The organism is Rhodoglobus sp. GW821-FHT12B09, from assembly GCF_058809925.1.
Genome location: NZ_JBXATB010000001.1, coordinates 5,823 through 31,249, shown reverse-complemented (window position 1 = coordinate 31,249; position 25,427 = coordinate 5,823). Strand labels below are relative to the sequence as shown.

Below are 25,427 nucleotides of genomic sequence, written 5' to 3'. Positions count from 1 at the left end.
ATCGTGCCATGCCCGTCGACCTGCTGTGGAACTCGCCGCCCGACCCGATCGCGACGCTGGTCCTCGCGCACGGTGCGGGGGCGGCTATGGACTCCGCCTGGCTGAACGGGTTCGCCGAGCTTCTCGAGGAGCGGGGCATCCGCGTCGCCCGCTTCGAATTCGACTACATGGCCGCGCGGCGCACCGGGGCGCGCAAGCCCGCGCCGAAAGCCGAGCGGGTGCTGGACGAGTACCGGGCGGCCGTCGCGGAGGCGGTGGCGGTCGTCGGCGGCGCGGTCTACATCGGGGGCAAGTCGTACGGCGGCCGGGTCGCGAGCATGGTCGCCGACGAACTGCGCGGCGCGGGGTCGGTCGAGGGGCTCGTGTGCCTCGGGTATCCGTTCCACCCGCCGGGCGCGCCGGAGAAGCTGCGGACCGCGCACCTGCTCGAGCTGCGCACTCCCGCCCTGATCTGCCAGGGCTCGCGCGACCCCTTCGGCACGCGCGAGGAGGTCGCCGGGTACGGCCTGCCTGCGAGCATCCGGTTCTGCTGGCTCGAGGACGGCGAGCACGAGTTCAAGCCGCGCAAGGCCGTGTCGGGGTTCACGCACCGTGAACATCTGGTGACGGCGGCGGACGCGGTGCGGGAGTTCATCGGATAGGGACGCGAGCGGCCCTCACCAACGCTACTATTAGGCACTTTCGCACGTGACCCGAACACTAGGAGCGCAACAATGAGCACAGTCCCGTCCCGAGGTTGGCGCCGCGCGCTGACCGCTCTCACGGCCGCAACCGCCGCTGCGGCGCTCGTCGTCACGGGGATCGGCGCCGCCAGCGCGAGCCCGTCAGACCCGGCCGACCCCGGGTACTACCTGTACGGGCAGAACTGGTCGCTCAGCACCGATGGCGTGAGCATCGCCGAGATCGCGACCGCCCCGTGCTCGGGCGGCAAGACCGTGTCGTTCCGCAAGGCGGGCGTCACCACCGCGCTCACCGGCAACGGCAAGGGCTTCCCCGCCTGGGGCACTGTCTCCGGCTACGTCTTCCCCTCGGGCCTCAGCGGCGTCGGACAGATCGTCGTGAAGTGCGGCAGCACGGAGCTGGCAGCCCTGCCGTTCACCATCCAGACGAGCACGCCCTCGTCGATGTTCCACAGCTCGGGCCAGTGGACGACCTTCACGGATGAGGGGGCCGTCAACTTCACCGTGAACAAGGTCGGGTTCCTCGACGGCGAGTCGGTGCGGGTCACTCCCTACGACGAGTCTGTCGCCAATGAGGACACCTTCGAGAATGCGGTCGCTGCGACAGTCACGGTGCAGGCGGCCGGCGGCGCCATCACCTCCACCACCGCGATTCCCGGGAACTTCGCCGGCGAGGACTACCGGGCGCTCCTCACTTCGGCAACAAGCCGTGTCATCTACGACACGGGCACCGACGTCTCCGTTCCAACGGGGAGCCTCTCCTTCACCGCGGACGCCACGGCAGTAGCCGGAAGCACCGTCACCGTGGCCGGTGCCGGTTACGCGCCGAACGAGTCCGTGGTGGTCGCTCTCTACGGCCCTGCCGTGGCGACGAGCCTCACCACCCTCACTGCCGGACCGGGCGGCGACATCGCCGGAACCGTGACCATTCCCGCCTCGACACCGGCCGGTGCGTACCGGCTCTGGGCAGGCTCGAAGAGCGAGAGCTACGTGCTGCTCAACGCCCCCATCACGATCAGCAACGGTCCGCTCGTGAACTCTGCGCTGCCGGTGATCACCGGTAGCGCGATCGTCGGCGGCACCCTCACGGCCAGCAAGGGCACGTGGGCCGCAGTTCCCGCGCCGGCTCCCGTCTTCACGTACAGCTGGTGGCGCGACGGCGCGGCAATCAGCGGCGCCACGGCCGCTACCTACAAGCCCACGCTGGACGACTTCGAGGCCGCCCTCACCGTGCGGGTGCAGGCGGTGAAGGCCGGCTATGGAACCAGCACGGCCGAGAGCCTGCCGACGGCGCCGATCGGCGCCGGCGTGCTCGCCCCCGCCGCGGTGCCGACGATCACCGGCACCGCGAAGGTCGGCGCGACCCTGACGGCGGTCACTGGCGTCTGGGCAGCCTCCACGGCGTTCACGTACCAGTGGCTCGCGGCGGGCATCCCGATCGTCGGCGCCGTCGGTTCGACCTACGTACCGACCGCGGACACGTTCGGCAAGAAGATCACGGTCACCGTGACCGGCACGAAGACCGGCCTCACGGCCTCCAAGACCTCGCTGCCGACTGCCGCGGTCGCCGCGATCCCGTTCGAGGAGACCGTCGCACCGGTGGTCAGCGGAACGCCGCAGGTCGGGGTGACCCTGACCGCGGACCCCGGCACCTGGACGCCGGCTGCCACGTTCTCGTACCAGTGGCTCGCCGCCGGTGTGCCGATCGCCGGCGCGACCCAGTCGACGTTCACCCCCAAGGGCGCACAGCTCGGCAAGCTCATCACGGTCAAGGTGACCGGCACCGCCGTCGGCGCGATCGCCGCCGCGCGGGTCGTGACCCCCGCGACCGCCGTGGCGCTCGGCGTGTACGCCGCCACGCCGGAGCCCACGGTGACCGGCTCCGCGCGGGTCGGCGCGACGCTCACCGCGTCCACCGCCGGGTGGGACGCGGGGTCGACCTTCACCTACCGCTGGTTCGCCGACAGTGTGCCGATCGCCGGTGCCACGGCGGCTACGTACATGCCGACGGCAACCCAGGTCGGCGAGGACATCACCGTCCGCGTGACGAGCACCACGCCCGGCTACCCGGTGGTGGTGCGCACCTCGTCGGTGGGTAGCGGCCCACTCGAGCGCGGCGCGTTCGCCACGGCACCGGTGCCGACCATCACCAAGACACCGGCCGCGGCATCCCTCCGATTCGGGAACACCCTCACGGCCGTCCCCGGCACCTGGTCGCCCGGCGCGACGTTCTCGTACCAGTGGTACGCGAACGGGGTTGAGATCATCGGCGCCGAGGCCGCGACCTACAAGCCGACGGCCGCGCAGGTCGGCGCGACGTTCAGCGTGCGGGTGATCGGGTCCAAGTCCGGATTCGCGTCAACGGCACGGACCTCGGCCGAGACCGCGCCCCTCGAGGCGCTCACGTTCACGACGACTCCGGTCGCGGCGTCCGTCACGGGCACCGGCAAGGTGGGCACCAAGCTCACCGCCGTCGTGGGCACGTTCACCCCCGCGCCGAGCCTGGTCTACCAGTGGTTCTCCGATGGCACCTCGATCGACGGCGCCACGGCGTCGACGTTCACCGTCACCAGTGCGCAACTGGGCACCACCGTGACGGTCGTGATCTCGGGGAGCCTGCCCGGGTACACGCCAGTGGCGAAGTTCCCCGTGGGCAAGCTCGTGGTGCCGTAGGGGGCGGGGGGGTTTCGATACGGCCGCGGGCGGCCTACCCAACCAGCTGGGGCGCGGGCGGCCTACTCAACCCGCCTAGGCGTCCAGGCGGGTCATCCAGCCGTGGCGGTCCGCGGCGCGGCCGTACTGGATGTCGGTGAGCTCCTGCCGCAGTGACAGCGTGAGCTCGCCGGCGGGCGCATCGGCGTCGCCGATCGTGTAGTCGACGGCCTTGAACTGGGCGATCGGCACCACGACGGCTGCGGTACCACAGGCGAACATCTCCACGATGTCGCCGGATGCCACACCCTCGCGCACCTCGTCGATGGTCACCTTGCGCTGCTGCACGTTCAGGCCGCGGTCCTTCGCCAGCTGCAGGATCGAGTCGAGCGTGATGCCCTCGAGGATGCTCGAGGACTCCGGCGTGACGATGCGGCCGTCCTTGTAGACGAAGACCACGTTCATGCCGCCGAGCTCCTCGAGGTACTGGCTCTTCTCGGAGTCGAGGAACAGCACCTGGGCGCAGCCGTGGTCGTACGCCTCCTGCTGCGCGACGAGGGAGGAGGCGTAGTTGCCGCCGGTCTTCGCCGCACCGGTGCCGCCGCGGCCCGCCCGGGCGTAGTCGGTGGAGATCCAGATGGAGACGGGGGCGACTCCCCCGCTGAAGTACGCGCCGGCGGGCGAGGCGATCACGTAGTAGTTGACCTTCGCGGCGGGGCGCACCCCGAGGAACGCCTCCTTCGCGAACATGAACGGCCGCAGGTACAGCGAGGTGTCCGGCGCGGACGGCACCCAGCGGGCGTCGACAGCGATGAGCTGGCGCAGCGACTCGATGAAGTACTCGGTGGGCAGCTCGGGCAGCGCGAGGCGGGCGGCGGAGCGCTTCATGCGCTCCGCGTTCATCTCGGGGCGGAACGTCCAGATCGAGCCGTCCTCGTGGCGGTAGGCCTTGAGCCCCTCGAAGACCTCCTGCGCGTAGTGCAGCACGGCAGCGGCCGGGTCCATCGCGATCGGGCCGTAGGGCTGCACGCGGGGGCGGTGCCAGCCGCCCTGCTCGCTCCAGCAGATGTCGACCATGTGATCGGTGAAGTGCTTGCCGAAGCCGGGGTTCGCGAGGATGTCGGCGTGCTCGGCCGCGGATCGGGATTCCTGGTTCGGCTTCACCATGAACTGGAGAGTCGTGGGGGCGAGGAGGTTCTTCATGATGGTCCTTAGTCGGAAGGTCTGTTAATTCTGCGCCACGGCTGCCGCAATCGCGTCACCGATCTCAGAAGTGCTGCGTTTCGCCGCCCCCCTGGCCGCCAGGTCTGCCACGACCGCCGTGGAGATCCGGGCCGCGGCATCCTGCTCGCCCCGGTTGGCGAGGAGCAGTGCAACGGACAGGATCGCCGCCGTGGGGTCGGCGAGCTGCTGGCCTGCGATGTCCGGGGCCGAACCGTGCACGGGCTCGAACATGCTGGGGAAGGTGCCGTCCGGGTTGATATTGCCCGAGGCCGCCAGTCCGATGCCGCCGCTGATTGCGGCAGCGAGATCGGTGAGGATATCGCCGAAGAGGTTGTCCGTGACGATGACGTCGAATCTAGCAGGGTTCGTCACGAAGAAGATGGTCGCGGCGTCGACGTGGAGGTAGTCCCAGTCCACCGAGGGGTGATTGGCCGCCTCCTCGGTCACGATCCGCTGCCAGAGCGCGCCCGCGTTGGTGAGCACGTTGGTCTTGTGGACGAGAGTGAGCTTCTTGCGTCGCTGCTCGGCCTGCTCGAAGGCGAACTTCACGACCCGCTCCACCCCGAACGCCGTGTTGATCGACACCTCGGTCGCGATCTCGTGGGCGGTGCCCGGCCGGATGACCCCGCCGTTGCCCACGTACGGGCCCTCGGTGCCCTCCCGCACGACGAGGAAGTCCACGTCGCCGGGCGCGGCCAGGGGCGACTCCACCCCGGGGAAGATGGCGGTCGGGCGCAGGTTCACGTAGTGGTCGAACGCGAACCGCAGCTTCAGCAGCAGGCCCCGCTCGATGATCCCGCCCTTCAGCCGTGCATCCCGAGGGTCGCCTCCGATGGCGCCCAGCAGGATCGCGTCGTGCTTCGCGAGGGCGTCCAGGTCGTCCGGCTCCAGAATGCGGCCGGTCTCGAGGAAGTGGCCGGCGCCGAAGGGGTACTCGGTGATCGTGGCATCCACCCCCGTCGCGGTCAGGACTTTGAGGGCTTCGGCGATGACCTCGGGGCCGATGCCGTCACCGGGGATGACGGCGAGGGAGAGAGACGTGCTTTCGGAGCGGGATGACATGGCACAACGATATCGGGAGCGCAACCCCTCACCGATTCTCGGGACGCGGAGATAGCGTCAGCCCCATGAGTATTGGAACCGGAATCGTCTTGTTCGTCATCGGCGCGATCCTCACTTTCGCCGTCAACCTTGAGAACGCGTTCGTCGACCTCGACCTGATCGGCTACATCCTGATGGGTGCCGGCCTCGTGGTCTTCGTCATCGGGCTCGTCCTCACCCTCCGCAAGCGCCAGTCGGTCACCACCGTGACCACGGGCGTCGACAGCAGCGGGGCGAACGTAGCCCAGCGCCGCACGTCGACGACGCCGCCCACCGACGTCGTCTGACCCAGACCCGTAACGGCCCGGCACCGTGGTCCGGGTCGTTACGTCTACGGTCGGCTTGCCGCGGTGAGCTAGTCCGAGCTACTGCGCGACGATGTCGATCTCGCGCAGCAGGTCGGCCTCGATCGCCGTGCGCACCTTCTCGAGCAGCTCGTCGGGCACCGGGGAGTCGACGGTCAGCACGCTCAGTGCCTGGCCGCCCGCGCTCTGGCGCGCGATCTGCATGCCCGCGATGTTGATGCTGGCCTCGCCGAACTCCTTGCCGTACACGGCGACGATGCCCGGGCGGTCTTTGTAGATCATCACGATGAGGTGCTCGGCGATCGGCACCTCGACGTCGTACCCGTTGATCTCGACGATCTTCTGCGTCTGCTTGGTGCCCGTGAGGGTGCCCGACACCGAGATGGTGGAGCCGTTGGAGAGCGACCCGCGAATGGTCAGCAGGTTGCGGTATTCCTCGCTCGTGGCATCCGTCGCCAACCGCACAGTGATGCCGCGGGCCTCGGCGAGCAGCGGCGCGTTCACGTAGCTGACCGACTCGGTCACGTTGTTCGAGAACACGCCCTTGAGGGCCGCGAGCTTGAGCACATTGACGTCGTGCTCGACGATCTCGCCGCGCACCTCCACGTCGATGGTCGTGATCGGGCTGTCGGCGAGGCCCGCGAAGACCTGGCCGAGCTTCTCCATGAGCGGGATGCCCGGGCGCACGCTCGGGTCGATGGCGCCCCCGGCCACGTTGACCGCGTCGGGCACGAGCTCCCCGTCGAGGGCGAGGCGGACCGATCGCGCCACGGAGACGCCCGCCTTCTCCTGCGCCTCGTCGGTGGAGGCGCCGAGGTGCGGCGTGAGCACGATGTTGTCGAGGCCGAGGAGCGGCGACTCCTTCGGCGGCTCGTTGACGAAGACGTCGAGGCCCGCGCCCGCGATCCGCTTCGACTTGAGGGCGGCGAACAGCGCGTCCTCGTCGATCAGGCCACCGCGGGCGACGTTCACGATGAAGGCCGTCGGCTTCATGAGGCCGAGCTGGTCGGTGCTGATCATCCCGGTCGTCTCGGGGGTCTTCGGCATGTGGATGGTGATGAAGTCAGCGGTCTTGAGCAGCTCGTCGAGGCTGAGGAGGGTCACGCCCAGCTGCTGGGCCCGGGCGCTCGTGACGTAGGGGTCGTACGCGACGACGTTCATGCCGAACGCCTGGAGGCGCTCCGTGATGAGGGCGCCGATGCGGCCGAGGCCGATAATGCCGATCGTCTTCTCGTAGAGCTCGACGCCGGTGTACTTCGAGCGCGCCCAGGTGCCGGCGGCGAGGTTGGCGTGAGCGGCCGGAATGTGGCGCGCCAGGCTCAGGATGTGGCCGACGGTGAGCTCGGCCGCGGAGATGATGTTGGAGGTCGGGGCGTTGACGACCATGACACCCGCCGCCGTGGCGGCCTTGATGTCGACGTTGTCGAGGCCGACGCCGGCGCGGGCCACCACCTTGAGGTGCTTCGCGGCGGCGATCGCCTCGGCGTCAACGTTGGTCGCGGACCGGATGAGGATCGCGCTCGCGTCCTCCAGGGCGGCCAGGAGCGCCGCGCGGTCGGTGCCGTCCACGGAGCGGATGTCGAAGTCGGGCCCGAGGGCTTCGACTGTCGCGGGCGAGAGTTCTTCGGCGATCAGCACGATCGGCTTGGCCACGGGATCGAATCCTTCAGTCGGTTAAGGAGCAACCCCACGACTTTACCGGTCGCCGTGTGAGCATGAGGACATGGACGTAACGCAGTGGATCATCCGCATCGCCCTCGCCGCGGTGTTCCTCGTGATGGGGGTCAACCACTTCCTGCCCGCGACGGCGCGCGGCATGGCGGCGATGGTGCCGCCCGCCCTCAAGACGCGCGTGAGCGGCAAGACGCTCGTGCGGTTCACCGGGCTGTGCGAGATCGCGGGGGCCGTCGGCATCCTCGTGCCCTTCACGCGGTTCGCGGCCGGAATCGCCCTGGTGCTGTTCCTGATCGCGGTGTTCCCCGCGAACGCGTACGCGGCCGAGCACCCGGAGAAGTTCGGCCGGGCAGCGTTCCCGTTCTGGCCGAGGTACATCGCCCAGCTCGTGCTGATCCTGCTGGTGCTGCTCGCGATCGTGTGAGCGCCGGTACCGCCCGGTTGCCTGTTCTCCGAGCGGGCGGGCCCTCCACCGCATTCACCGTGTGTAGGACATTTGGGCGCACTGCACCGGAACACACCGGCCGCCGGCCGGCGCAGAATGTCCTACGAACGGTGAACGCCACGGAGGGGCAGCCCCGGGGCACGCGAAAGGACGCGGCACTCAGTTCGAGAGCACCCCGGGCAGCAGGGGCGGCAGCAGCGAGTCGGCGAGCGCGAGCATCCCGAGCGTCAGGGCCGCGACGACCGCGAGGCCGACGAGGAAGATCAGCGCCTTGCCGAAGACGTTGTTGCGGCGGCCGACGAAGACGGCGACTGCGAAGACGAGCGGCGGCACGAGCACGCCCACCCAGAGCAGGGCCCACGGGATGCGGTCGCCGAGGCCGAGCGCGTTGTAGGCGGTCGGCAGGTTGAAGAGGTTGCCGAGGGCCTCCCACACGTCGTAGGCGTAGAAGAGCCCGAACAGGGCCGCGACAACGAGGCTCAGCCAGCCGTACCGGCCGCGCTTGGCCTCGCGGGCGTCGTCCTGGACGATCTCCTCGAGAGGGTTCTCCGAGTCCGCGATCGAGTCGCTCACTGCCACACCCCCAGCACGAACGGCCACGGCAGGACCACGACGAGACCGATCAGGAGGGCCAGCAGCCGAATGACCGGCTTGCGCCCGCGCGTCAGCAGCAGCGCGGCCGCGAACCACAGGGCGGGGGCGAGCATCGCCAGGATCTCCCCCAGCCCGAACATGAAGGCGTTGAGCGGCTCGGGCGACGTGACGACTGTGGCGTTGTAGCGCTGCACGCTCACCACCCAGCCGATCGTGTAGATGAGGTACGCGCCGGCGAGGATGCCGTAGGTGATGAGCAGCGCCGCGGGCATCTGGGGCTTCGCGTCCGGGGCGACCTCGACGATGCGGGTCTCCGTCTTCGGCCCCGCGACCGGCACCGGCTTCTCATCCCCGGCCCAGGCCAGGGCCGCGTCGTCGTCGTCCACGTCCGCCATAGTCGAACCCTAGCGCGCCAGGCGCAGTTCGAGGACCTCCACGACGTGCGGGAAGAGGGGATGCGACGGCTCCAGCCCGGTGATCGTCTGGGCCAGGGCGTCCGCCGGCGCTCCGCTGGCGAGCATGGCCTGCAGCTCGACGCTCTCCGCGTCCTCCTCCACATCGAACCGGAGTGCCGCGCCCACGGCGTTGAGCAGGTTCCACGTCTCCATGCCGCGCTCGGCGAGCTCGGCGGCGGGGCCGATGAACCGCTCCTTGCGGGAGAGCTTGCGGAGCGGCCCGCGGCCGACCCGCTCGCAGGTGTCGGGCAGCGCCGGGTTGCTGATGCGCTTGAGGGTCTTCTCGATATAGGCCTGCTGCTCGTCCGGGTCGAAACCGTGCTTGACGACGAGCAGGGCCTTCGTCTCGGCGAGCACCGCCCGGATCTCGGCCTGCAGCTCGGGGGTGGCGAGGGCCTCGCGGATCGACACCCAGCCCCGGTCGATCCCGTGGTAGGCCGCTGCCGCGTGCGCGGTGTTCACCGTGAAGAGCTTGCGCTCGATGAACGGCTCCAGGTCGTCCACCCAGGTGACGCCGTAGATGTCGGGGGTGGTGCCACCGAACGGCGTGCGGTCGACGACCCACTCGAAGAACGACTCGATCGTGACATCCAGACCGCCCGACTGCTCGGGGACTATGCGGTCGATCGCGCAGTTCGCGAAGACCGCGTTCTCAGCGGGGTCGTGCTTGCGCACCTCGGCGGCGAGCACGTCGGTGCCGCCGATGGCGTTCTCGCAGGCGATGACGACGAGCGGCTCGGGGTTGGTGCGGGCGGCCAGGCCCGCGGCGATGACCGGGGCGACGAACTGCAGGATGCGCGCGCCGACGGCCGTCGTGACGATGTCGGCCTTCGCGATCTCGGCGATCACGTCGGCCTCGTGCGACTTCGAGTTGATCGCGCGGTAGTTGTCGACGGTCTTGGTCTGGGCCCCCTCGCCGACCTCGATCACCTCGTAGGAGTCGCGCGCCTGGAGCGCGCCGATGAGCTCCTCGCTCACGTCGGCGAAGACCACCTCGTACCCGCTCTCGTGCAAGAACTGGGCGACGAAGCCCCGGCCGATGTTGCCCGCCCCGAAATGTACAGCCGTCTTCGCCATGCAGTGATCCTATTCTCGTGCGAGGCGTTACACCCCCGTCACATCCATCGGCAAGACTCAGGGGATGGACCTCGTCGCAGTGCAGTCGGCCAGAGTCGCCCGGGAGCGCGGCGACCTCGCCCTCGCGCCCGGCGAGGTGGTGATCGGCGGGGGCACCTGGCTGTACTCCGAGCCGCAGGAGGCGACCGGTGTCGTCGACCTGCTCGGCATGGGCTGGGAGCCGGTGACCCGCACCGACGACGCGCTGGTCATCGCCGCGACGTGCACCATCGAGACCCTTCGCGGCCTCGGCCCGTTCTTCCAGCAGTGCGCCGACTCGCTGCTGGCGTCGTGGAAGATCCAGCGGATCGCCACGGTCGGCGGCAACATCGCGCTGTCCCTGCCTGCCGGGCCGATGACCTCCCTCGCGGTAGCTCTCGACGCGACGCTGCTGCTCTGGACGGCGTCCTCCGAGCGCCGGGTGCCCGCTGCCGAGTTCATCACGGGGGTGCGCACGAACGTCCTCGCCCCCGGCGAAGTGGTCCGGGCTGTCGAGATCCCGCTGTCCTCGCTGGAGCGGACCGCGTTCCGCCGCATCGCACTCTCGCCGCTGGGCCGCACCGGCACCCTCGTGACCGGGCGGCGGGATGCCACGGGCCTGACGGTCATCGCCGTGACAGGCGGCACCACCCGCCCTCACCGGCTCGCGTTCGACGCCTCCCCCAGCGCGGCGGAGGTTGCGGCATCCGTGGACACCATCGACGACTGGTACCGCGACGCGCACGGCACCCCGGACTGGCGCCGCGCGATGAGCCTCGCGTTCGCCGAGGAGATCAGGGGCGAGCTCGCATGAGGTTCACCGTCAACGGGTCCCCGCTCGAGGCCGCGCCGCGGCCCGGCCAGGTGCTGCGCACCCTGCTGCGCGAGAACGAGCACTTCGAGGTCAAGAAGGGCTGCGACTCGGGCGACTGCGGCGCGTGCACGGTGCTGGTAGACGGCGGGCCCGTCCACTCCTGCATCTACCCCGCGCACCGGCTCGAGGGGGCGGCGGTGACGACGGTGTCCGGGCTCGGGACCGTCGAGCACCCGCATCCCGTGCAGCAGGCGTTCGTCGACGCGGGCGGCTTCCAGTGCGGCTTCTGCACGGCGGGGATGGTCGTCACGGCGTCAGCTCTCGACTCCACCGACGACCTCCCGCGGATGCTCAAGGGCAACCTGTGCCGCTGCACGGGCTACCGCTCGATCGGCGACGCGGTCTGCGGCGTGCACAACACCGAGCAGGCCGGCGCCGGCGAGGCTGCGGGCCGCTCGATCGCTCCGCCCGCCGCCCTGAGGGTGGTGACCGGCACGGAGCCGTACACGCTCGACTTCACCACCACGGCCCTGCTGCACGTGGCCGTGCTCGGGTCGCCGCACGCGCACGCGCGCATCCTGTCGATCGACGCGTCCGCGGCTCTCGCGACGGAGGGCGTGCACGCCGTGCTCACCCACCTCGACTCGCCGGACGTGCTGTTCTCGACCGGCCGCCACGAGAACCGCGAGGACGATCCGGATGACTCGCGCGTCTTCGACCCGGTGGTGCGGTTCCGCGGCCAGCGCGTCGCCGCCGTCGTCGCCGACACGGTCGGGATCGCGCAGCTCGCGCTCGGGCTGATCGAGGTCGAGTACGAGGAGCTGCCCGCCGTGTTCGACCCGCTGCGCGCGCGGGAGACGGGGGCTCCGCTCCTGCACGGGGACAAGGGGCCGGAGTCGCGCATCTCCGATCCCTCGCGCAACACCGTTGCGGAGTTCCACGGCGAGCTGGGCGACGTGCGCGGTGCGGTCGCGGCCGCCGCGGCATCCTTCTCAGGGGTGTTCCAGACCCAGCGCGTGAGCCATGCCGCCCTCGAGACCCACGCCGCGCGGGGCTGGCTCGACGCCGACGGGCGGCTCGTGATCCGCACCTCGAGCCAGGTGCCGTTCCTCGTGCGCGACGAGCTCGCCCACATCTTCGCGCTCGACCCCGCGCGGGTGCGGGTGTTCACGGCCCGCGTGGGCGGCGGGTTCGGCGGCAAGCAGGAGCTGCTGACCGAGGACCTCGTGACTCTCGCGGTGCTGAAGACCGGGCGCGCGGTGCAGTACGAGTTCACCCGCGAGGACGAGTTCACCATCGCCCCGACGCGGCACCCGATGCGCGTCGAGGTGACCGTCGCCGCGTCGGCAGACGGGGTGCTCACGGCGCTCGCGGTCGACCAGCTCATGGACACCGGCGCCTACGGCAACCACGGCGTCGGGGTGATGTTCCACTCGATCCACGAGTCGATCGAGGTGTACCGGTGCGCGAACAAGCGGGTCGACGCCCAGTCGGTGTACACGAACAACCTGCCCTCTGGCGCGTTCCGCGGCTACGGCCTCGGCCAGGTGATCTTCGCCGTCGAGTCGGCCATGGACGAACTCGCGCGCCGTCTCGGGATCGACCCGTTCGAGTTCCGCCGCCGCAACGTGATCGTGCCGGGCGACGACTTCGTCGTGACGTCCGTCGACGAGCAGAGCGACCTCTCGATGGTCAGCTACGGGCTCGACCAGTGCCTCGACCTCGCGGAGGGAGCACTCCACTCGGGTTCCGCGGAAGGCCCCGCCGGGTGGCCGGTCGGCACCGGCATGGCGCTCGCCATGATCGCGACGATCGCGCCGCGCGGCCACTACGCGACGGCGTCGGTGACGGTACTGGGCCCGGACGCCTACGAGATCGCCGTGGGGACAGCGGAGTTCGGCAACGGCACCACGACGGTGCACGCCCAGCTCGTGGCATCCGCGCTGGGCACGACCGTCGACCGCATCGCGATCAGGCAGTCGGACACGGATGCCGTCTCCTACGACACCGGGGCATTCGGCTCGGCCGGGGTGGTGGTGGCGGGCAAGGCGCTGCTCGCGGCGGCCCTGTCGCTGAAAGAGCTCATCGCGGCGGAGGGCCCGCGCCCCGGCCTCACCGCCACCGCCTCGCACGACGGCTCGCCGCGCTCCGTGTCGTTCAACGTGCACGCCTTCCGGGTGGCCGTGAACCCCGCGACCGGCGAGGTGCGCATCCTGCAGTCCGTCCAGGCCGCGGACGCCGGCTACGTGCTCAACCCCGAGCAGCTGCGCGGGCAGATCGAGGGCGGCACCGCGCAGGCGATCGGCACGGCCCTGTACGAGGAGATGATCCTCGACGGGGAGGGGCGGGTGCTCACGAAGGCGTTCCGCAACTACCACGTGCCCCAGTTCGCGGACATCCCCGTCACCGAGGTCCTGTTCGCCGACACCACCGACGCCCTGGGGCCCCTCGGCGCGAAGTCCATGAGCGAGGCGCCCTACAACCCGGTGGCGCCGGCGCTCGCGAATGCGGTCCGCGACGCCCTCGGCGTGCGGCCGCACGAGCTGCCGATGTCGCGCGACCGGCTGTGGAGGCTCGCGCGGGTTGAGTAGCGCCCTCCAGGGCGCGTGGCTTCACGATCCGGTTTCAATACGGCCGCGGGTTGAGTAGCGCCCTCCAGGGCGCGTATCGAAACCAGCTGTTTCACGATCCGGTTTCGATACGGCCGCGGGCGGCCTACTCAACCAGCCGGACCGCGCGGCGGCCGTGGATAGCACCGTCGAGCACGGTGAGCGGCAGCGCGGTGCTGTCGGAGCGGGCCGCGAGGATCTCGGCAAGGATCGAGACCGCGGTCTCCTCGGGAGTGCTCGCGCCGAGGTCGAGGCCGATCGGAGAGTGCAGTCCGGCGATGGTGTCGTGGCTCACTCCCCGCTCCAGCAGGGAGGCGACCCGGCGGTCGTGGGTGTTGCGCGAGCCCATCGCGCCCACGTAGGCGACGGGCAGCGCGAGCGCCTGGGCGATGAGCTCCGCGTCGAACCGCGCGTCGTGGCTGAGCACGCAGATGACGGTGCGCTCGTCGACGGCCGTCGTCGCGAGGTACTCGGTCGGCCACATGACCACGACCTCCGCGGTCGGGAACCGCACGGATGTCGCGAACAGCGGCCGCGGGTCGCACACCGTCACGCGGTATCCCAGCACCGCCGCCGCCGTTGCGAGCGTCGCGGAGAACTCCATGGCGCCGAAGATGATCATCCGCCGCTCGACGGGAGCTCGGTCGAGGTAGCCGCAGACGTCGACATCCGCGCCCTCGCGCAGGGAGGCTTCGAGCTCCTCGGTCAGGGGCTGCACGTGGATCCGGATGACTCCACCGCAGGTGAGTCCGACAGAGAACGCGGTCTCCTCGCTGACCCCGTACTCGACCGTGCGCGCGACGCCGTCCTCCGCGACCAGCTGGCACGTGTCGACCACCGCCCCCTCGACGCAGCCGCCGGCGATGCTGCCGATGACGGAGTCGCCGTCCCATGCCATCGACGTGCCGACGGTGCGCGGCGCGCTCCCGTCGATCGCGATCGCCGTGGCCACGACGAGCGTCCGACCGGCGTCGACGGCCGCGAGGATGCGGTCAGCGATCTCGTGCATGTCACCAATGTCTCACACCCCCGTTTCCGCAGGGTTACGGCTGCCGCCCGCAAAGGTCCCTACTCATTCGACGGCGAGCAGCCCATCATCTGGCAGTGCCGCTACCGCTACTAGCCGTTACAACCCCGACACATCCGCGGAGTAGAAACGCACCATGCTCACCATCACCGGCGCCACCGCGATCGTCATCGACGAGACGACCGAGACGAGCGGGGACCTCGTCGTCGAGGGCGACGGAGTAATCGATGCATCGGGATGCATCGTCACCCCCGGCCTCGTCAACGCGCACCACCACCTCCTGCAGTCGGCGTTCCGCACGCTGCCGGGCACGCGCGGGGTCGCCATGCGCGACTGGCTGCCCACCATGGCCGCCGCCTACGCTCGGGCCGGGGTGGACGCCGAGCTGGCGTCGGCCGCGGCATCCGTCGGAGTCGCCGAAGGCCTGCTCAGCGGCGTGACCACCGTCGCCGACCACCACCTCACCTGGCCGAGCGGCGCCGACACCGTCTCCATCGCGCGGGCGACCGCCGACGCGGCGCGGGCTCTGGGCGGGCGGCTGGTGTTCGTGCGGGGGTCGGCACGGGACGACCCGCAGGAGGCCGCGGCCTCCGCCGAGGCGATCGTGGGCGCCCTGCTCGGCGAGCGCAACGGCGTGACGAGCGACGGGATGCTCCAGCTCGCGGTGGGCCCGGCCGGCGTGCACAGCGATTCGCGCGAGACCTTCGAGCTGCTCGCCGAGGTCGCGGCGAAGCACCGGCTCCGGCGGCGGACCCAGTCGAACGAGCAGGTCGACACCGCGATCGCGCTGGAGAAGTACGGCAGGCGGCCCATCGACCTGCTCGAGGAGTGGGGCTGGCTCGCCGACGACGTCACGCTCGCGCACCTCTGCGACGTGACCCCGGACGAGATCGCCCGGCTCGCGCGCGCCGGGGTGAGCGCGACCCACGCTCCCGGGTGCGACCTGCCGATGGGCTGGGGCGTAGCCCCCGTCGCGGCACTGCTCGCGGCGGGCATCCCGGTCGGCCTGGGCACCAGCGGGGGCGGCAGCAACGACGCGGGGCACCTGCTGGCGGATGCCCGGCTCGCGATGCAGGTGGCGCCCCTGGTCGGGCGCCCGCTGGCGGCGCGGGAGGTGCTCGCGATGGCGATGGCCGGCTCGGCCGCCGGTCTCGGGCGGGGAGAGCTCGGGCACCTCCGCCCGGGGTCCGCCGCCGACCTGTGCGTGTGGGACGTGTCGGGCGTCGCCGATGCGGGCGTCGCCGACCCGGTCGCCGGGCTGCTGTGGGCGAACCCCGGGCGCCGGCCGAAGCACGTCGTCGTGAACGGGCAGGTCGTGGTGCGCGACTACGCCCTCGTCAACGCGGACGAGCGCGACCTGGTGGAGCGGCTGCGCCAGCGGGTTGAGTAAGGCGCCCTGGCGCCTGTATCGAAACCGGGGTCGCGGAGGGGAGGTTTCGATACGGCCCTAGGGGGCCTACTCAACCCACCGGGTTTCGATACGGCCGCGGGCGGCCTACTCAACCCACCGGGTGTCGATACGGCCGCGGGCGGCCTACTCAACCGACCTAGAGCTCGAGTGTGAGCCTCGGCCCCGCCGAGCGGGAGACGCAGATGTACATCACGTCGTTCGCGTCCTGCTCGTCAGGGGTGAGGATCGAGTCGCGGTGGTCGACCTCCCCCGCCATCACGCGCGTCTCGCACGTGCCGCAGGTGCCCTCCTTGCAGCTCGACAGCACGAGCACGCCCGCCTCCTCGACGACCTCGAGCACGCTGCGCTCGGGCGGCACGACGAGGTCGATGCCGGAGAACGCGAGCTCGACCTCGAACGGCTCCGCGAGGATCGGCGCGCCCAGCGCCTTCGGCTCGAACCGCTCGACCTTGAGCTGCCGCCCCTTCGCCGCAGCCTCGACAGCCTCGATCAGCCGCGCGGGACCGCAGCAGTACGTCGTGGTGAACGGCGGCAGGGTCTCGAACAGCGCAGCCAGGTCGAGCCGCTGCCCCTCGTCGGCAGCATAGACAGACACACGCCCCGGATGCCCGTCCTCGAGCGACACGAGCGCCATCGTGGAGCGCGACCGCCCGGCGTACTCGAGCCGGTACTCCACGCCCGCGGCGGCGGCCGCCTCGACCATCGCGGAGATCGGCGTGATGCCGATCCCGCCCGCGATGAAGAGGTAGCGCGTGCCGCGCTCCGGCGCGAACTCGAAGTGGTTGCGCGGCCCGGCGACCCGCAGCACGGCGCCCTCGAGGGCGTGGTCGTGGATCCACACGGAGCCCCCGCGGCCGTCGTCCTCGCGCAGGACTCCGATGCGCCACGTGGTCGAGCCCGGCGTTCCGCAGAGGGAGTACTGGCGCGCGTCGCCGCTCGGCAGGATCACGTCGATGTGCGCGCCGGGCCGCCAGCGCGGCAGCGGGCGGTCGCCGACCGCCTCGAGTTCGAGGAGGGCGACCCCGTCGGCATCCTCGACCCTGCGGGTCACGACCATGTCGAAAGCTGTGGAATCGAGGGCGTTCATAGCTGCTCTGGTTTCTCCTTGACCACGAACAGGCGGTACCCGCCGGGCTCGAGGGCTCTCCAGCGGTGGGGAGTGCCCCCAACGTAATAGAGCGAATCGCCCTCGACCAAAACCGAGACGCCCTGCTCGCCGAGATCGACCTCGACGGAGCCCTCGACGACGTGGATGAACTCGTCCTCGTCGTGCACGAAGTAGTCGCCGGCGATCTGGTTCGAGCCGCGGAACTCCATGGGGTGGAAGCTGCGCGTGCCGTGCACGAGCATGCGCGCCTCGCCCTCGCCGTAGTGGCCGCGCGTGCCCTCGGCGGCGCGCACCAGGGTCGAGGTGGTGTCGTCCCCGCCCGCGAGCAGCTCGAGCTGGCTGCTGCCGAGCGCCCTCGCGATCTTCTCGAGTGAGACCATGCTGGGCCTGGCCCGACCGCGCTCGAGCTGGCTCAGGAACGGGTGCGAAAGCTCGCAGAGCGCGCCCAGCTCCTCGAGTGTGAGGCCGCGGGCTCGGCGGAGCGCGCGGATGCGCGAGCCGACCTGAACGGCCTGCCTGTCGATGGCGGCGTCGAGCGCTGTGACGGTGTCCTCCTCGTTCCTCGTGAATTCGTACCACGCCTATCCCGAGAGCGCGCCGCAAATTAACACGTCGAAATGATCACGTCACACGCTGGAAACGCGACGCTCTTAGATTCGGTCCTGTTGATCCCATCAACATTCACGTGCAGCCGACTCAACGGTGCGGATGCTGCATCCAGCCACTTCCAGCCCTGGAGTCCGCACCGTGCCCACCCTTCCCCACCAGCTCTCGCTGCTGAGGAACGCCCTGCTCCCGGACGGCTCGCTCGTCGACGTGGAGCTCATCGAGGACATCGTCCGGGCGGTGCGGCCGGCGGAGCCCGGCATCGTCGCGGCGGGCGACTCGATCATCGACCTCTCCGGGTACATGCTCCTCACCGCCCCGGCGGAGCCCCACGCCCACCTCGACAAGGCCCTCTCCTGGGACCTCATCAACCCGCCCGCGGGCGACCTCGTCAAGGCCATCGAGTCGTGGCGCGCGTACTCCTCGGGCATGAGCGTCGAGAGCATCGCCGACCGCGCGCGCACCGCCGCGCTCGGGATGCTCCGCAACGGCACCACCGCCGTGCGGTGCCACGTCGACATCCTGATCGGCGACGACCCGCTGCGCGGCGTGCGGGCGCTGACCCGGGTGCGCAGCGAGCTCGCCCACCTCATGGACATCGAGCTCGTCGCGCTGGCCGCCTCCGATATCCCGGATGCCGCGATCGAGGCCGCGCTCGACCTCGGCGTCGACCTCGTGGGCGGCGCCCCGCACCTCGCCCCCGCGCCGCTGGACGACCTGCGCCGCCTCCTCGCCCTCGCCGAGCGCCGCGGGCTCGGCGTCGACCTGCACACGGACGAGGGGCTCACGGGAGACCCGACCATCCTCGAGTTCGCCCGCATCGTGCGGGACTGGGAGGTGCCCGTCTCGGCCGGCCACTGCGTGCGACTCGGCACGCTGGAGGCGGCGGAGCTCGACGAGGTGATCACCGCGGTGCTCCGCGCCGACATCGGCATCATCTCGCTGCCCATCACCAACCTGTACCTGCAGGGCTGGGAGCACCCGGTGTCCACACCCCGCGGTCTCACAGCCCTGCGTCCACTCCTCGACGCGGGCGTCCGTGTCGGGGCCGGCGCCGACAACGTGCGCGACCCGTTCAACCCGGTCGGCCGCAGCGACGCCCTGGAGACGGCATCGCTGCTCGTCACCGCCGGGCACCTCTCCCTCGAGGAGGCGTACGCCGCCGTGAGCGACGGCGCCCGCTCGGTCATGAATCTCCCCCGGGCCGGCGTGAGGGTCGGCGCGCGGGCGGAACTCCTCGCGGTGCGCGGGTCGAGCCTCTCGGATGTCATTGCGAACGCCTCGGCGGACCGCTACGTCATCCACGCCGGCTCGCTCGTCGCCCACAGCGAGGTCAGCTACACCGTGGCATCCCCCATCCGCACACCCATCCTCGAAACGAGGTGACACCCACCATGCCCACTGCAACACAGACAGACACACTGCTGGACTTCAGCGATGTGCAGATGACCTTCCCCGACGGCACCGTAGCCCTCTCGGGAGTCGACCTGACCGTCAAGCGCGGCGAGTTCGTGACTGTCGTCGGCCCCTCCGGCTGCGGCAAGTCCACGCTGCTGCGCATCGCCTCCGGGCTCGAGACCGCGTCGCACGGCACCGTCGAGCTCGCGACCGACCGCATCGGCTACGTCTTCCAGGATGCGACACTGCTGCCCTGGCGCAGTGTGCAGTCGAACGTCGAACTGCTCGCCGAACTGCACGGCACGCCGAAGGCCGACCGCCTCGCGAAGGCCAAGGAGGCCATCGACCTCGTGGGCCTCACGGGCTTCGAGCAGCACCTCCCCCGCGCCCTCTCCGGCGGGATGCGGATGCGCACCTCGCTCGCGCGCTCCCTCACCCTCGACCCCGAGATCTTCCTGTTCGACGAGCCGTTCGGCGCGCTCGACGAGATCACCCGCGAGCGGTTGAACGATGAGCTCCTCCGGCTGTTCGCCGAGAAGCAGTTCGCCGGGCTGTTCATCACGCACTCGGTCTCCGAGGCCGTGTACCTCTCCACCAAGGTCATCGTCATGTCGGGCCGCCCCGGCACGATCGTCGACACCTTCGAGGTGCCGTTCGCGATGCCCCGCGACCCCGACATCCGCTTCACGGGCGAGTTCGCGGCGCTCGTCGGCAAGGTGTCGCACGCGCTGAGGGAAGGGCACAACTGATGGCCGACACGCAGGCAGCCCCGCTGCGCCGCCGCCGCGGCAACTTCGGCCCCGCGAAGGTCGGGCTCTGGGGCCCGCCGATCGCCCTGCTCGCGGCGATCATCGCGGTCGCCTACATCGCCAACGCTGCTCTCGGCAAACGCAGCTTCCTCCTGCCCCGCCCCGACCAGGTGCTCGGCAAGCTGGTCGAGCCGAAGACCGCACCCGACATCTTCGAGGCCCTCGGCAACACCGCCGTGGTCGCGCTGGTCGGGCTGCTGATCGCGATGGTCATCGGCATCATCTGGGCCATCGCCATGAGCCAGGCGCGGTGGGTCGAGCGCACCCTGTTCCCCTACGCGGTGCTGCTGCAGGCCATCCCGATCCTCGCGATCACGCCCCTCATCGGCTTCTCGTTCGGCTACGACTTCCCGTCGCGCGTCGTCGTCTGCATCATGATCGCGCTGTTCCCGATGGTGTCGAACACCCTGTTCGGCCTGCAGTCGGTGGACCGGTCGCACCGCGAGCTGTTCAAGCTGCAGGGCGCCTCGCGCTGGACCATCCTGACCAAGCTCGAGCTGCGCGCGGCGACCCCGGCGATCTTCGCGGGCATGCGCATCTCGGCGGGGCTCAGCGTCGTCGGCGCGATCGTCGGCGACTTCTTCTTCCAGCGCGGGACGCCCGGCATCGGGGCCCTCATCGCCAAGTACAGCGCGCGCCTCAACTCGGCCGAGCTGTTCGCCTCCGTGCTCGTCGCCTCCCTGTTCGGCGTCGTCATCTTCCTGGTCTTCGGTTGGCTCGGCCGGCGCGCCGTTGGCAAGTGGTACGACTTCTAATTCTCATCCGACCCCCTGCAATCACACACAACACAGAAGGAGATCCAATGCGCATCACACGCACGCGTGCGATCATCGTGACCGGCCTCGTCGCCGGCTCGATGGTGCTCACCGCCTGTAGCAGCACCCCCACCCCGGCGGAGACGTCCGACGGCCTGACCATTGGATCCGTTGACCTGGCCGCAGCAGGCTGCCCGACGGACATCAAGATCCAGACCGACTGGAACCCGGAGGCCGAGCACGGCCACCTGTACTCGCTCCTGGGCTCCGACTACACGATCGACGACACCAACAAGACGGTCACGGGCCCGCTCATGGCCAGCGGCGAGTACACCGGCGTCGACGTGACGATCCTGGCCGGCGGCCCGGCGGTCGGCTTCTCGCAGCCGAACGCCCAGCTGTACAGCGATGACTCGATCTTCATGGCGTACGTGGGCACGGATGAGGCAATCGCCCACTCGGTGGACCTCCCGACGGTCGGCGTGTTCCAGCCGCTCGAGAAGGACCCGCAGATGATCATGTGGGACCCGGAGACCTACCCCGACGTTGAGACGATCGCCGACCTCGGCACCGCGAAGGCGCCCATCCGCGTCTTCCCGGGCGGTGTCTACATCGACTACTTCGTCGGTGCGGGCATCCTCTCGGCCGACCAGATCGACTCGACCTACGACGGCTCGCCCGCCGTGTTCGTGTCGGAGGCGGGCAAGACGGCCCAGCAGGGCTTCGCCTCGGCAGAGCCCTACATCTACAAGAACGAGGTCCCGGAGTGGGGCAAGGACGTCAAGTACCAGCTGATCAACGACGCGGGCTTCCCCAAGTACGCGGCGATGGTCTCGGTGCGCCCGGACGACGTGACGAAGTACGCCGACTGCCTCACCGCCCTCGTGCCGGTCATGCAGCAGGCTGAGATCGACTACTACGACGGCACCACCAAGGACGCGACCAACAAGCTCATCCTCGAGCTCGTCGACAAGTACGACACCGGCTGGGTCTACAGCCAGGGCGTCGCGGACTACTCGTTCGACACCCAGCTGGCCGACGGTATCGTCGCCAACGGGCCGGACGACACGCTCGGCAACTTCGACGAGGCCCGCGTCAAGGACCTCTTCGACATCGTGACGCCGATCTTCACGGCACAGGATGTCGCGATGGCCGACGGACTCACCCCGGAGGACCTGTACACGAACCAGTTCGTGGACATGTCTCTCGGCCTGAAGTAGCACACCGATGACCCCGCCAGTGGCAGGCCGGTTGGCCGGCAAGCGCGTGATCGTCACTGGCGGGGCCCGCGGCATCGGCGGCGAGATCGCCGCCCGCTTCGCGGTCGAGGGTGCTCGGGTGAGCATCCTCGACCGCCTGGTCGACCTCGGCGCACAGCACGCCGAGAGGATCGGCGGCACCTTCCACGAGGTCGACCTGCTCGACCCCGTCGCGACACAGGCCACCACGGAGGCGGCCGTCGAGTCGCTCGGCGGCGTCGACGTGCTCGTCAACAGCGCGGGCATCCTCAGGTTCACGTCTCTCCTCGACCTCACCGTTCAGAACTGGAACGAGACGTTCTCGATCAACACGCGCGCCATGCTCACGACCATGCAGGTCAGCGTGCGCGCCATGATCGCCGCCGGCCACGGCGGCAAGATCATCAATCTCGCGTCCATGGCGGCCAAGAAGGGCGGGGCGGGCGAAGGCGCATATCCGCCCTCCAAGGCCGCCGTGGTCGCGTTGACCCGAATGGCGGCACTTGAGTGGGGATGCCACGGCATCACGGCGAACTCGCTCTGCCCCGGCTACATCCTCACCGAGATGGGTGCCGCCACCCGCACCCAGGCGGACATCGACACGTGGTCGGCCTACTCGCCTCTCGGGCGCCTCGGCGAGACGTCGGATGTGGCCTCGGTGGCGCTCTTCCTCGCCAGCCCCGATTCCGACTACCTCACCGGCCAGGCGATCAACGTCACCGGTGGGATGGTCATGCACTAAAAGGACCACATGAACCTCGAAGAAGAACTCCGCTCCCTGCTCGGCGAGAAGGGCGTGAGCGTCGAGCTCGCGGCCCGCGAGAAGGCCTCCGTCGACGGCGCGCGGATGTCGCCCGTCATCGCCGAGCAGCTGCCGCTCGGTTTCGCCGATCTCGTCGCCTACCCCGCCAACGCGGAGGAGATCGCCCTCGCGGTGGGCGCCGCCGTACGCCACGGCGTGCCGATCACGCCCCGGGGCAAGGGCACGGGCAACTACGGGCAGGGCATCCCGATGGCCGGCGGCCTCGTGCTCGACCTGTCTCGCGCCCGCGAGGTCCTGGAGGTCGGCGACGGCTTCATCACCGCCGAGGCGGGCGCGACCATGGTCTCGCTCGAGACGGCCGCGTGGAAGTCGGGCCAGCAGCTGCTCATGTACCCGTCGACGGCGCAGTCGTCGATCGGCGGCTTCATCTCGGGCGGCTCCGGAGGCACCGGGTCGATCAAGCACGGCATGCTGCACCACGGCTACGTGCTCGCGCTCGACGTCGTGCACGGAGTTCCGGACGCGCAGCTTATGCACGTCGAGGGCGAGGCCGCCGAGCCGTACATCCACAACTACGGCACCGCCGGCATCATCGCGCGGGCCACCGTCGCCCTCGAGCCGCTGCAGGACTGGCGGGGGTTCTACGCGAGCTTCCCGACCTTCGAGGGCGCGCTGTCGGTCATCCGGCCGTTCGCCGACCTCGAGCCGACCCCGCGACTGGTCTCCGCCGACCTGCCAGCCCTCGCCGATGCCCTGCCGGACGACCCGGCCATCGTGAAGGGGCGGGCCTCACTGCGCGGCATCCTCGACGCGGCGTCGCTGCCCGAGGCCCGGCGTCTCGTGGAGGCCGCGGGCGGAACTGTGGAGGACGTGCGCGAGGGCGCCCAGGCCTCGATGAAGCTCAGCATGCTCAGCTACAACCACCCCATCGAGTGGCTGCAGAAGTCCGACCCGAACCGCTACTTCCACGTCGAGGTCTCGGGCGACGCGCTGGTCGACCGCATCGACGAGGTGCACGCGGTCTACCGTGGGGGGATGCTGCACATCGAGGCCCAGAAGGGCAGGCCGATCGGGATGCTCGTGGGCGAGTACGAGTCGGCCGAGGAGGTGTTCGCGGGATTCGACAGGCTCACGGCCCTCGGCGTCGGGTACCACAACCCCCACCAGTGGTTCGTGGACTACGAGCCCGACCGCACCCTTGCACACGCGGCGACCACCGACCCGGGCAACCTGCTCAACCCCGGCAAGCTGCAGGCAAAGCCGCCCGTCGCGACGGGGTCGCAGCTGTGAGCTCCCGGGAGCTTCACGAGCTGGCGGGCCCCTCGCTCGCGACAACACTCACCGCGGACTCGATCATCGTGCTCCCGACCGGCTCGATCGAGCACCACGGCGCGCACCTGCCGCTCGCGACCGACCTGATCCTCGCCGACCTGATGTCGTCTCGCATAGTGGACGCTGCTGTCGCGACGGGCCTCGACGTCTGGCGGCTCGCCCCGCTCGCGTACACGAAGTCCGACGAGCACCACTGGGCGCCCGGCACGATGTGGGTCTCGTGGGAGACCCTCATGCGCACCCTCGTCGACCTCGGGCGATCGGTCGCGAACACGCCGGCGAAGACCCTCGTGTTCTACAACGGGCACGGCGGCAACACCGCGCTGCTCATGGTCGCACTCCGCGAGCTGCACATCCAGTTCGGGCTGCGGACGTTCCTCATGAACGCCGGCATGCCCGCCGGCGACGGCGTGAACGGGCCGGATGAGCGCGGCTTCGGCATCCACGGCGGCCACGGCGAGACCTCGATGGTGATGGCGCTTCGGCCCGAGCTCGTCGACCTGTCGGTCGCCACGCGCGCGGTGCCCGATCAGATCGCGGACTTCGAGCACATCAAGTTCAACGGCGGCTCCGTCGCGTTCGGCTGGCAGTCCAACGACTTCGGGCCCACCGGCGTGATCGGCGACCCGACGTCCGCCAGCGCCGCCTGGGGGTCGCACCTGGTCGAGACCTCGACCGCGCAGGGCGTGGCCGAGCTCACCGAGATCGCCCGGTTCAACCAGTGACCTTCCCGCTCCTCGACGACTGGCTGCCGGGCAACGACGTGCTCGAGCGGCCGCAGATGATCCTGTCCACCGTGTCGAACGGCGCTCCGGATGCCCGCACCGTCCTTCTCACGGAGCGCGACGACGAGGGACTCTACTTCCACACCGACAGCCGCTCCCGCAAGGTGGCGGACATCGCGGCCAACCCCGCCGTCGCCCTCACCTTCCTCTGGCCGGGCTTCACGCGGCAGCTCGTCGTGCAGGGCCTCGCGTCGGTGGCGCCCGCCTCCGAGCAGGCCGCCGCGTTCGAGCGCCGATCGCCGTACCTGAAGCAGCTCGCGTGGCTGAACTCCCCCGAGTTCGCGCAGCTGCCGCTCGCCTCTCGCGTCGCTCAGTGGGCCGCGTTCGACGTGCCGGCCGACCCGCCGCCGACCTGGATCGGCTTCCTCGTGCGCCCGACCCGCCTCACGTTCTGGACCAGCAACGCGGAGGCCGCCTCCCGCCGCGACGAGTACGCGCTCGTCGACGGGCAGTGGGTGCTGAGCTACCTGGCTGGTTGAGTAAGGCGCTCCAGCGCCTGTATCGAAACCTGGTCTCGACCCGTCTCGATACGCGCCCTAGAGGGCGC

At 70.2% G+C, this 25,427-nt stretch carries 24 protein-coding genes; 15 read left to right on the top strand and 9 right to left on the bottom strand.

Annotation, left to right across the window (positions count from 1 at the left end; genetic code table 11):
* The first annotated feature begins 8 nt into the window (after positions 1–8).
* Together AC1RTC_RS00145 and AC1RTC_RS00140 are read left to right on the top strand one after the other, a co-directional pair.
* Positions 9–641 carry an alpha/beta hydrolase family protein gene (locus tag AC1RTC_RS00145; RefSeq protein WP_493153425.1) on the top strand — a complete coding sequence of 211 codons (633 nt, stop codon included), beginning with the start codon at positions 9–11 and terminating at the stop codon, positions 639–641.
* A gap of 72 nt (positions 642–713) precedes the next feature.
* Complete coding sequence (locus tag AC1RTC_RS00140) at positions 714–3,353, top strand: hypothetical protein (RefSeq protein WP_493153424.1); 2,640 nt, start codon at positions 714–716, stop codon at positions 3,351–3,353.
* 75 nt (positions 3,354–3,428) lie between these two features.
* On the opposite strand, the gene AC1RTC_RS00135 is transcribed toward AC1RTC_RS00140, so the two are convergent.
* Together AC1RTC_RS00135 and AC1RTC_RS00130 are read right to left on the bottom strand one after the other, a co-directional pair.
* Positions 3,429–4,535, bottom strand: coding sequence for a branched-chain amino acid aminotransferase (locus AC1RTC_RS00135; protein WP_493153423.1), 1,107 nt, complete (start codon positions 4,533–4,535; stop codon positions 3,429–3,431).
* A gap of 24 nt (positions 4,536–4,559) precedes the next feature.
* Positions 4,560–5,618, bottom strand: coding sequence for a 3-isopropylmalate dehydrogenase (locus tag AC1RTC_RS00130; RefSeq protein WP_493153422.1), 1,059 nt, complete (start codon positions 5,616–5,618; stop codon positions 4,560–4,562).
* Between the two features lie 65 nt (positions 5,619–5,683).
* Between AC1RTC_RS00130 and AC1RTC_RS00125 the strand changes: the two genes are divergently transcribed.
* The gene (locus AC1RTC_RS00125; protein WP_493153421.1) at positions 5,684–5,944 is read left to right on the top strand and encodes a DUF6458 family protein; all 261 of its coding nucleotides are present in this window, start codon (positions 5,684–5,686) and stop codon (positions 5,942–5,944) included.
* A gap of 78 nt (positions 5,945–6,022) precedes the next feature.
* On the opposite strand, the gene serA is transcribed toward AC1RTC_RS00125, so the two are convergent.
* Positions 6,023–7,615, bottom strand: a complete 1,593-nt coding sequence (gene serA, locus AC1RTC_RS00120) for a phosphoglycerate dehydrogenase (protein ID WP_493153420.1) — start codon at positions 7,613–7,615, stop codon at positions 6,023–6,025.
* Between the two features lie 70 nt (positions 7,616–7,685).
* Between serA and AC1RTC_RS00115 the strand changes: the two genes are divergently transcribed.
* A complete protein-coding gene (locus tag AC1RTC_RS00115) occupies positions 7,686–8,060 on the top strand; it encodes a DoxX family protein (protein WP_493153419.1) in 375 nt (124 codons plus the stop codon).
* Positions 8,061–8,240: 180 nt separating this feature from the next.
* Here AC1RTC_RS00115 and AC1RTC_RS00110 read toward each other — a convergent pair whose 3' ends face one another.
* Genes AC1RTC_RS00110 through AC1RTC_RS00100 form a run of 3 tightly spaced genes read right to left on the bottom strand, consistent with a single transcriptional unit; the run spans position 8,241 to position 10,207 of the window.
* A complete protein-coding gene (locus AC1RTC_RS00110) occupies positions 8,241–8,654 on the bottom strand; it encodes a hypothetical protein (protein ID WP_493153418.1) in 414 nt (137 codons plus the stop codon).
* Positions 8,651–9,070, bottom strand: a complete 420-nt coding sequence (locus AC1RTC_RS00105; protein WP_493153417.1) for a hypothetical protein — start codon at positions 9,068–9,070, stop codon at positions 8,651–8,653. Before AC1RTC_RS00105 ends, AC1RTC_RS00110 begins: the two co-directional genes overlap by 4 nt.
* A gap of 9 nt (positions 9,071–9,079) precedes the next feature.
* The gene (locus AC1RTC_RS00100) at positions 9,080–10,207 is read right to left on the bottom strand and encodes a mannitol-1-phosphate 5-dehydrogenase (protein WP_493153416.1); all 1,128 of its coding nucleotides are present in this window, start codon (positions 10,205–10,207) and stop codon (positions 9,080–9,082) included.
* 64 nt (positions 10,208–10,271) lie between these two features.
* Here AC1RTC_RS00100 and AC1RTC_RS00095 point away from each other — a divergent pair, with 64 nt between their 5' ends.
* The gene (locus tag AC1RTC_RS00095) at positions 10,272–11,039 is read left to right on the top strand and encodes an FAD binding domain-containing protein (RefSeq protein ID WP_493153415.1); all 768 of its coding nucleotides are present in this window, start codon (positions 10,272–10,274) and stop codon (positions 11,037–11,039) included.
* A complete protein-coding gene (locus AC1RTC_RS00090; RefSeq protein WP_493153414.1) occupies positions 11,036–13,630 on the top strand; it encodes a molybdopterin-dependent oxidoreductase in 2,595 nt (864 codons plus the stop codon). The genes AC1RTC_RS00095 and AC1RTC_RS00090 overlap by 4 nt, the downstream gene beginning before the upstream one ends.
* Before the next feature lie 124 nt (positions 13,631–13,754).
* Here the strand turns inward: AC1RTC_RS00090 and AC1RTC_RS00085 are convergent, their stop codons facing one another.
* Positions 13,755–14,657, bottom strand: a complete 903-nt coding sequence (locus AC1RTC_RS00085) for an XdhC family protein (protein WP_493153413.1) — start codon at positions 14,655–14,657, stop codon at positions 13,755–13,757.
* Positions 14,658–14,811: 154 nt separating this feature from the next.
* On the opposite strand from AC1RTC_RS00085, the gene AC1RTC_RS00080 reads away from it, so the two are divergent.
* Positions 14,812–16,065 carry an amidohydrolase family protein gene (locus tag AC1RTC_RS00080; protein ID WP_493153412.1) on the top strand — a complete coding sequence of 418 codons (1,254 nt, stop codon included), beginning with the start codon at positions 14,812–14,814 and terminating at the stop codon, positions 16,063–16,065.
* A 157-nt stretch (positions 16,066–16,222) separates the two neighbouring features.
* Here the strand turns inward: AC1RTC_RS00080 and AC1RTC_RS00075 are convergent, their stop codons facing one another.
* Complete coding sequence (locus AC1RTC_RS00075) at positions 16,223–17,173, bottom strand: PDR/VanB family oxidoreductase (protein WP_493153411.1); 951 nt, start codon at positions 17,171–17,173, stop codon at positions 16,223–16,225.
* Positions 17,170–17,718 carry a helix-turn-helix domain-containing protein gene (locus AC1RTC_RS00070; RefSeq protein WP_493154261.1) on the bottom strand — a complete coding sequence of 183 codons (549 nt, stop codon included), beginning with the start codon at positions 17,716–17,718 and terminating at the stop codon, positions 17,170–17,172. Before AC1RTC_RS00070 ends, AC1RTC_RS00075 begins: the two co-directional genes overlap by 4 nt.
* Before the next feature lie 223 nt (positions 17,719–17,941).
* Between AC1RTC_RS00070 and AC1RTC_RS00065 the strand changes: the two genes are divergently transcribed.
* From AC1RTC_RS00065 to AC1RTC_RS00030, 8 genes are read left to right on the top strand one after another with little or no spacing between them, the layout of a single operon-like run.
* The gene (locus AC1RTC_RS00065; RefSeq protein ID WP_493153410.1) at positions 17,942–19,186 is read left to right on the top strand and encodes an amidohydrolase family protein; all 1,245 of its coding nucleotides are present in this window, start codon (positions 17,942–17,944) and stop codon (positions 19,184–19,186) included.
* 8 nt (positions 19,187–19,194) lie between these two features.
* Positions 19,195–19,947: an ABC transporter ATP-binding protein gene (locus tag AC1RTC_RS00060; protein ID WP_493153409.1), complete on the top strand. Its 753-nt coding sequence runs from the start codon at positions 19,195–19,197 to the stop codon at positions 19,945–19,947.
* Positions 19,947–20,762: an ABC transporter permease gene (locus AC1RTC_RS00055; RefSeq protein ID WP_493153408.1), complete on the top strand. Its 816-nt coding sequence runs from the start codon at positions 19,947–19,949 to the stop codon at positions 20,760–20,762. Before AC1RTC_RS00060 ends, AC1RTC_RS00055 begins: the two co-directional genes overlap by 1 nt.
* A 47-nt stretch (positions 20,763–20,809) precedes the next feature.
* Positions 20,810–21,982 (top strand): ABC transporter substrate-binding protein, encoded by a 1,173-nt coding sequence (locus AC1RTC_RS00050; protein ID WP_493153407.1) that lies wholly within the window; start codon positions 20,810–20,812, stop codon positions 21,980–21,982.
* Positions 21,983–21,989: 7 nt separating this feature from the next.
* Positions 21,990–22,742 (top strand): SDR family NAD(P)-dependent oxidoreductase, encoded by a 753-nt coding sequence (locus AC1RTC_RS00045; RefSeq protein WP_493153406.1) that lies wholly within the window; start codon positions 21,990–21,992, stop codon positions 22,740–22,742.
* Positions 22,743–22,751: 9 nt separating this feature from the next.
* A complete protein-coding gene (locus AC1RTC_RS00040; protein ID WP_493153405.1) occupies positions 22,752–24,053 on the top strand; it encodes an FAD-binding oxidoreductase in 1,302 nt (433 codons plus the stop codon).
* Positions 24,050–24,820 carry a creatininase family protein gene (locus tag AC1RTC_RS00035; protein WP_493153404.1) on the top strand — a complete coding sequence of 257 codons (771 nt, stop codon included), beginning with the start codon at positions 24,050–24,052 and terminating at the stop codon, positions 24,818–24,820. The genes AC1RTC_RS00040 and AC1RTC_RS00035 overlap by 4 nt, the downstream gene beginning before the upstream one ends.
* A complete protein-coding gene (locus AC1RTC_RS00030; RefSeq protein ID WP_493153403.1) occupies positions 24,817–25,359 on the top strand; it encodes a pyridoxamine 5'-phosphate oxidase family protein in 543 nt (180 codons plus the stop codon). The genes AC1RTC_RS00035 and AC1RTC_RS00030 overlap by 4 nt, the downstream gene beginning before the upstream one ends.
* Positions 25,360–25,427 lie beyond the last annotated feature (68 nt).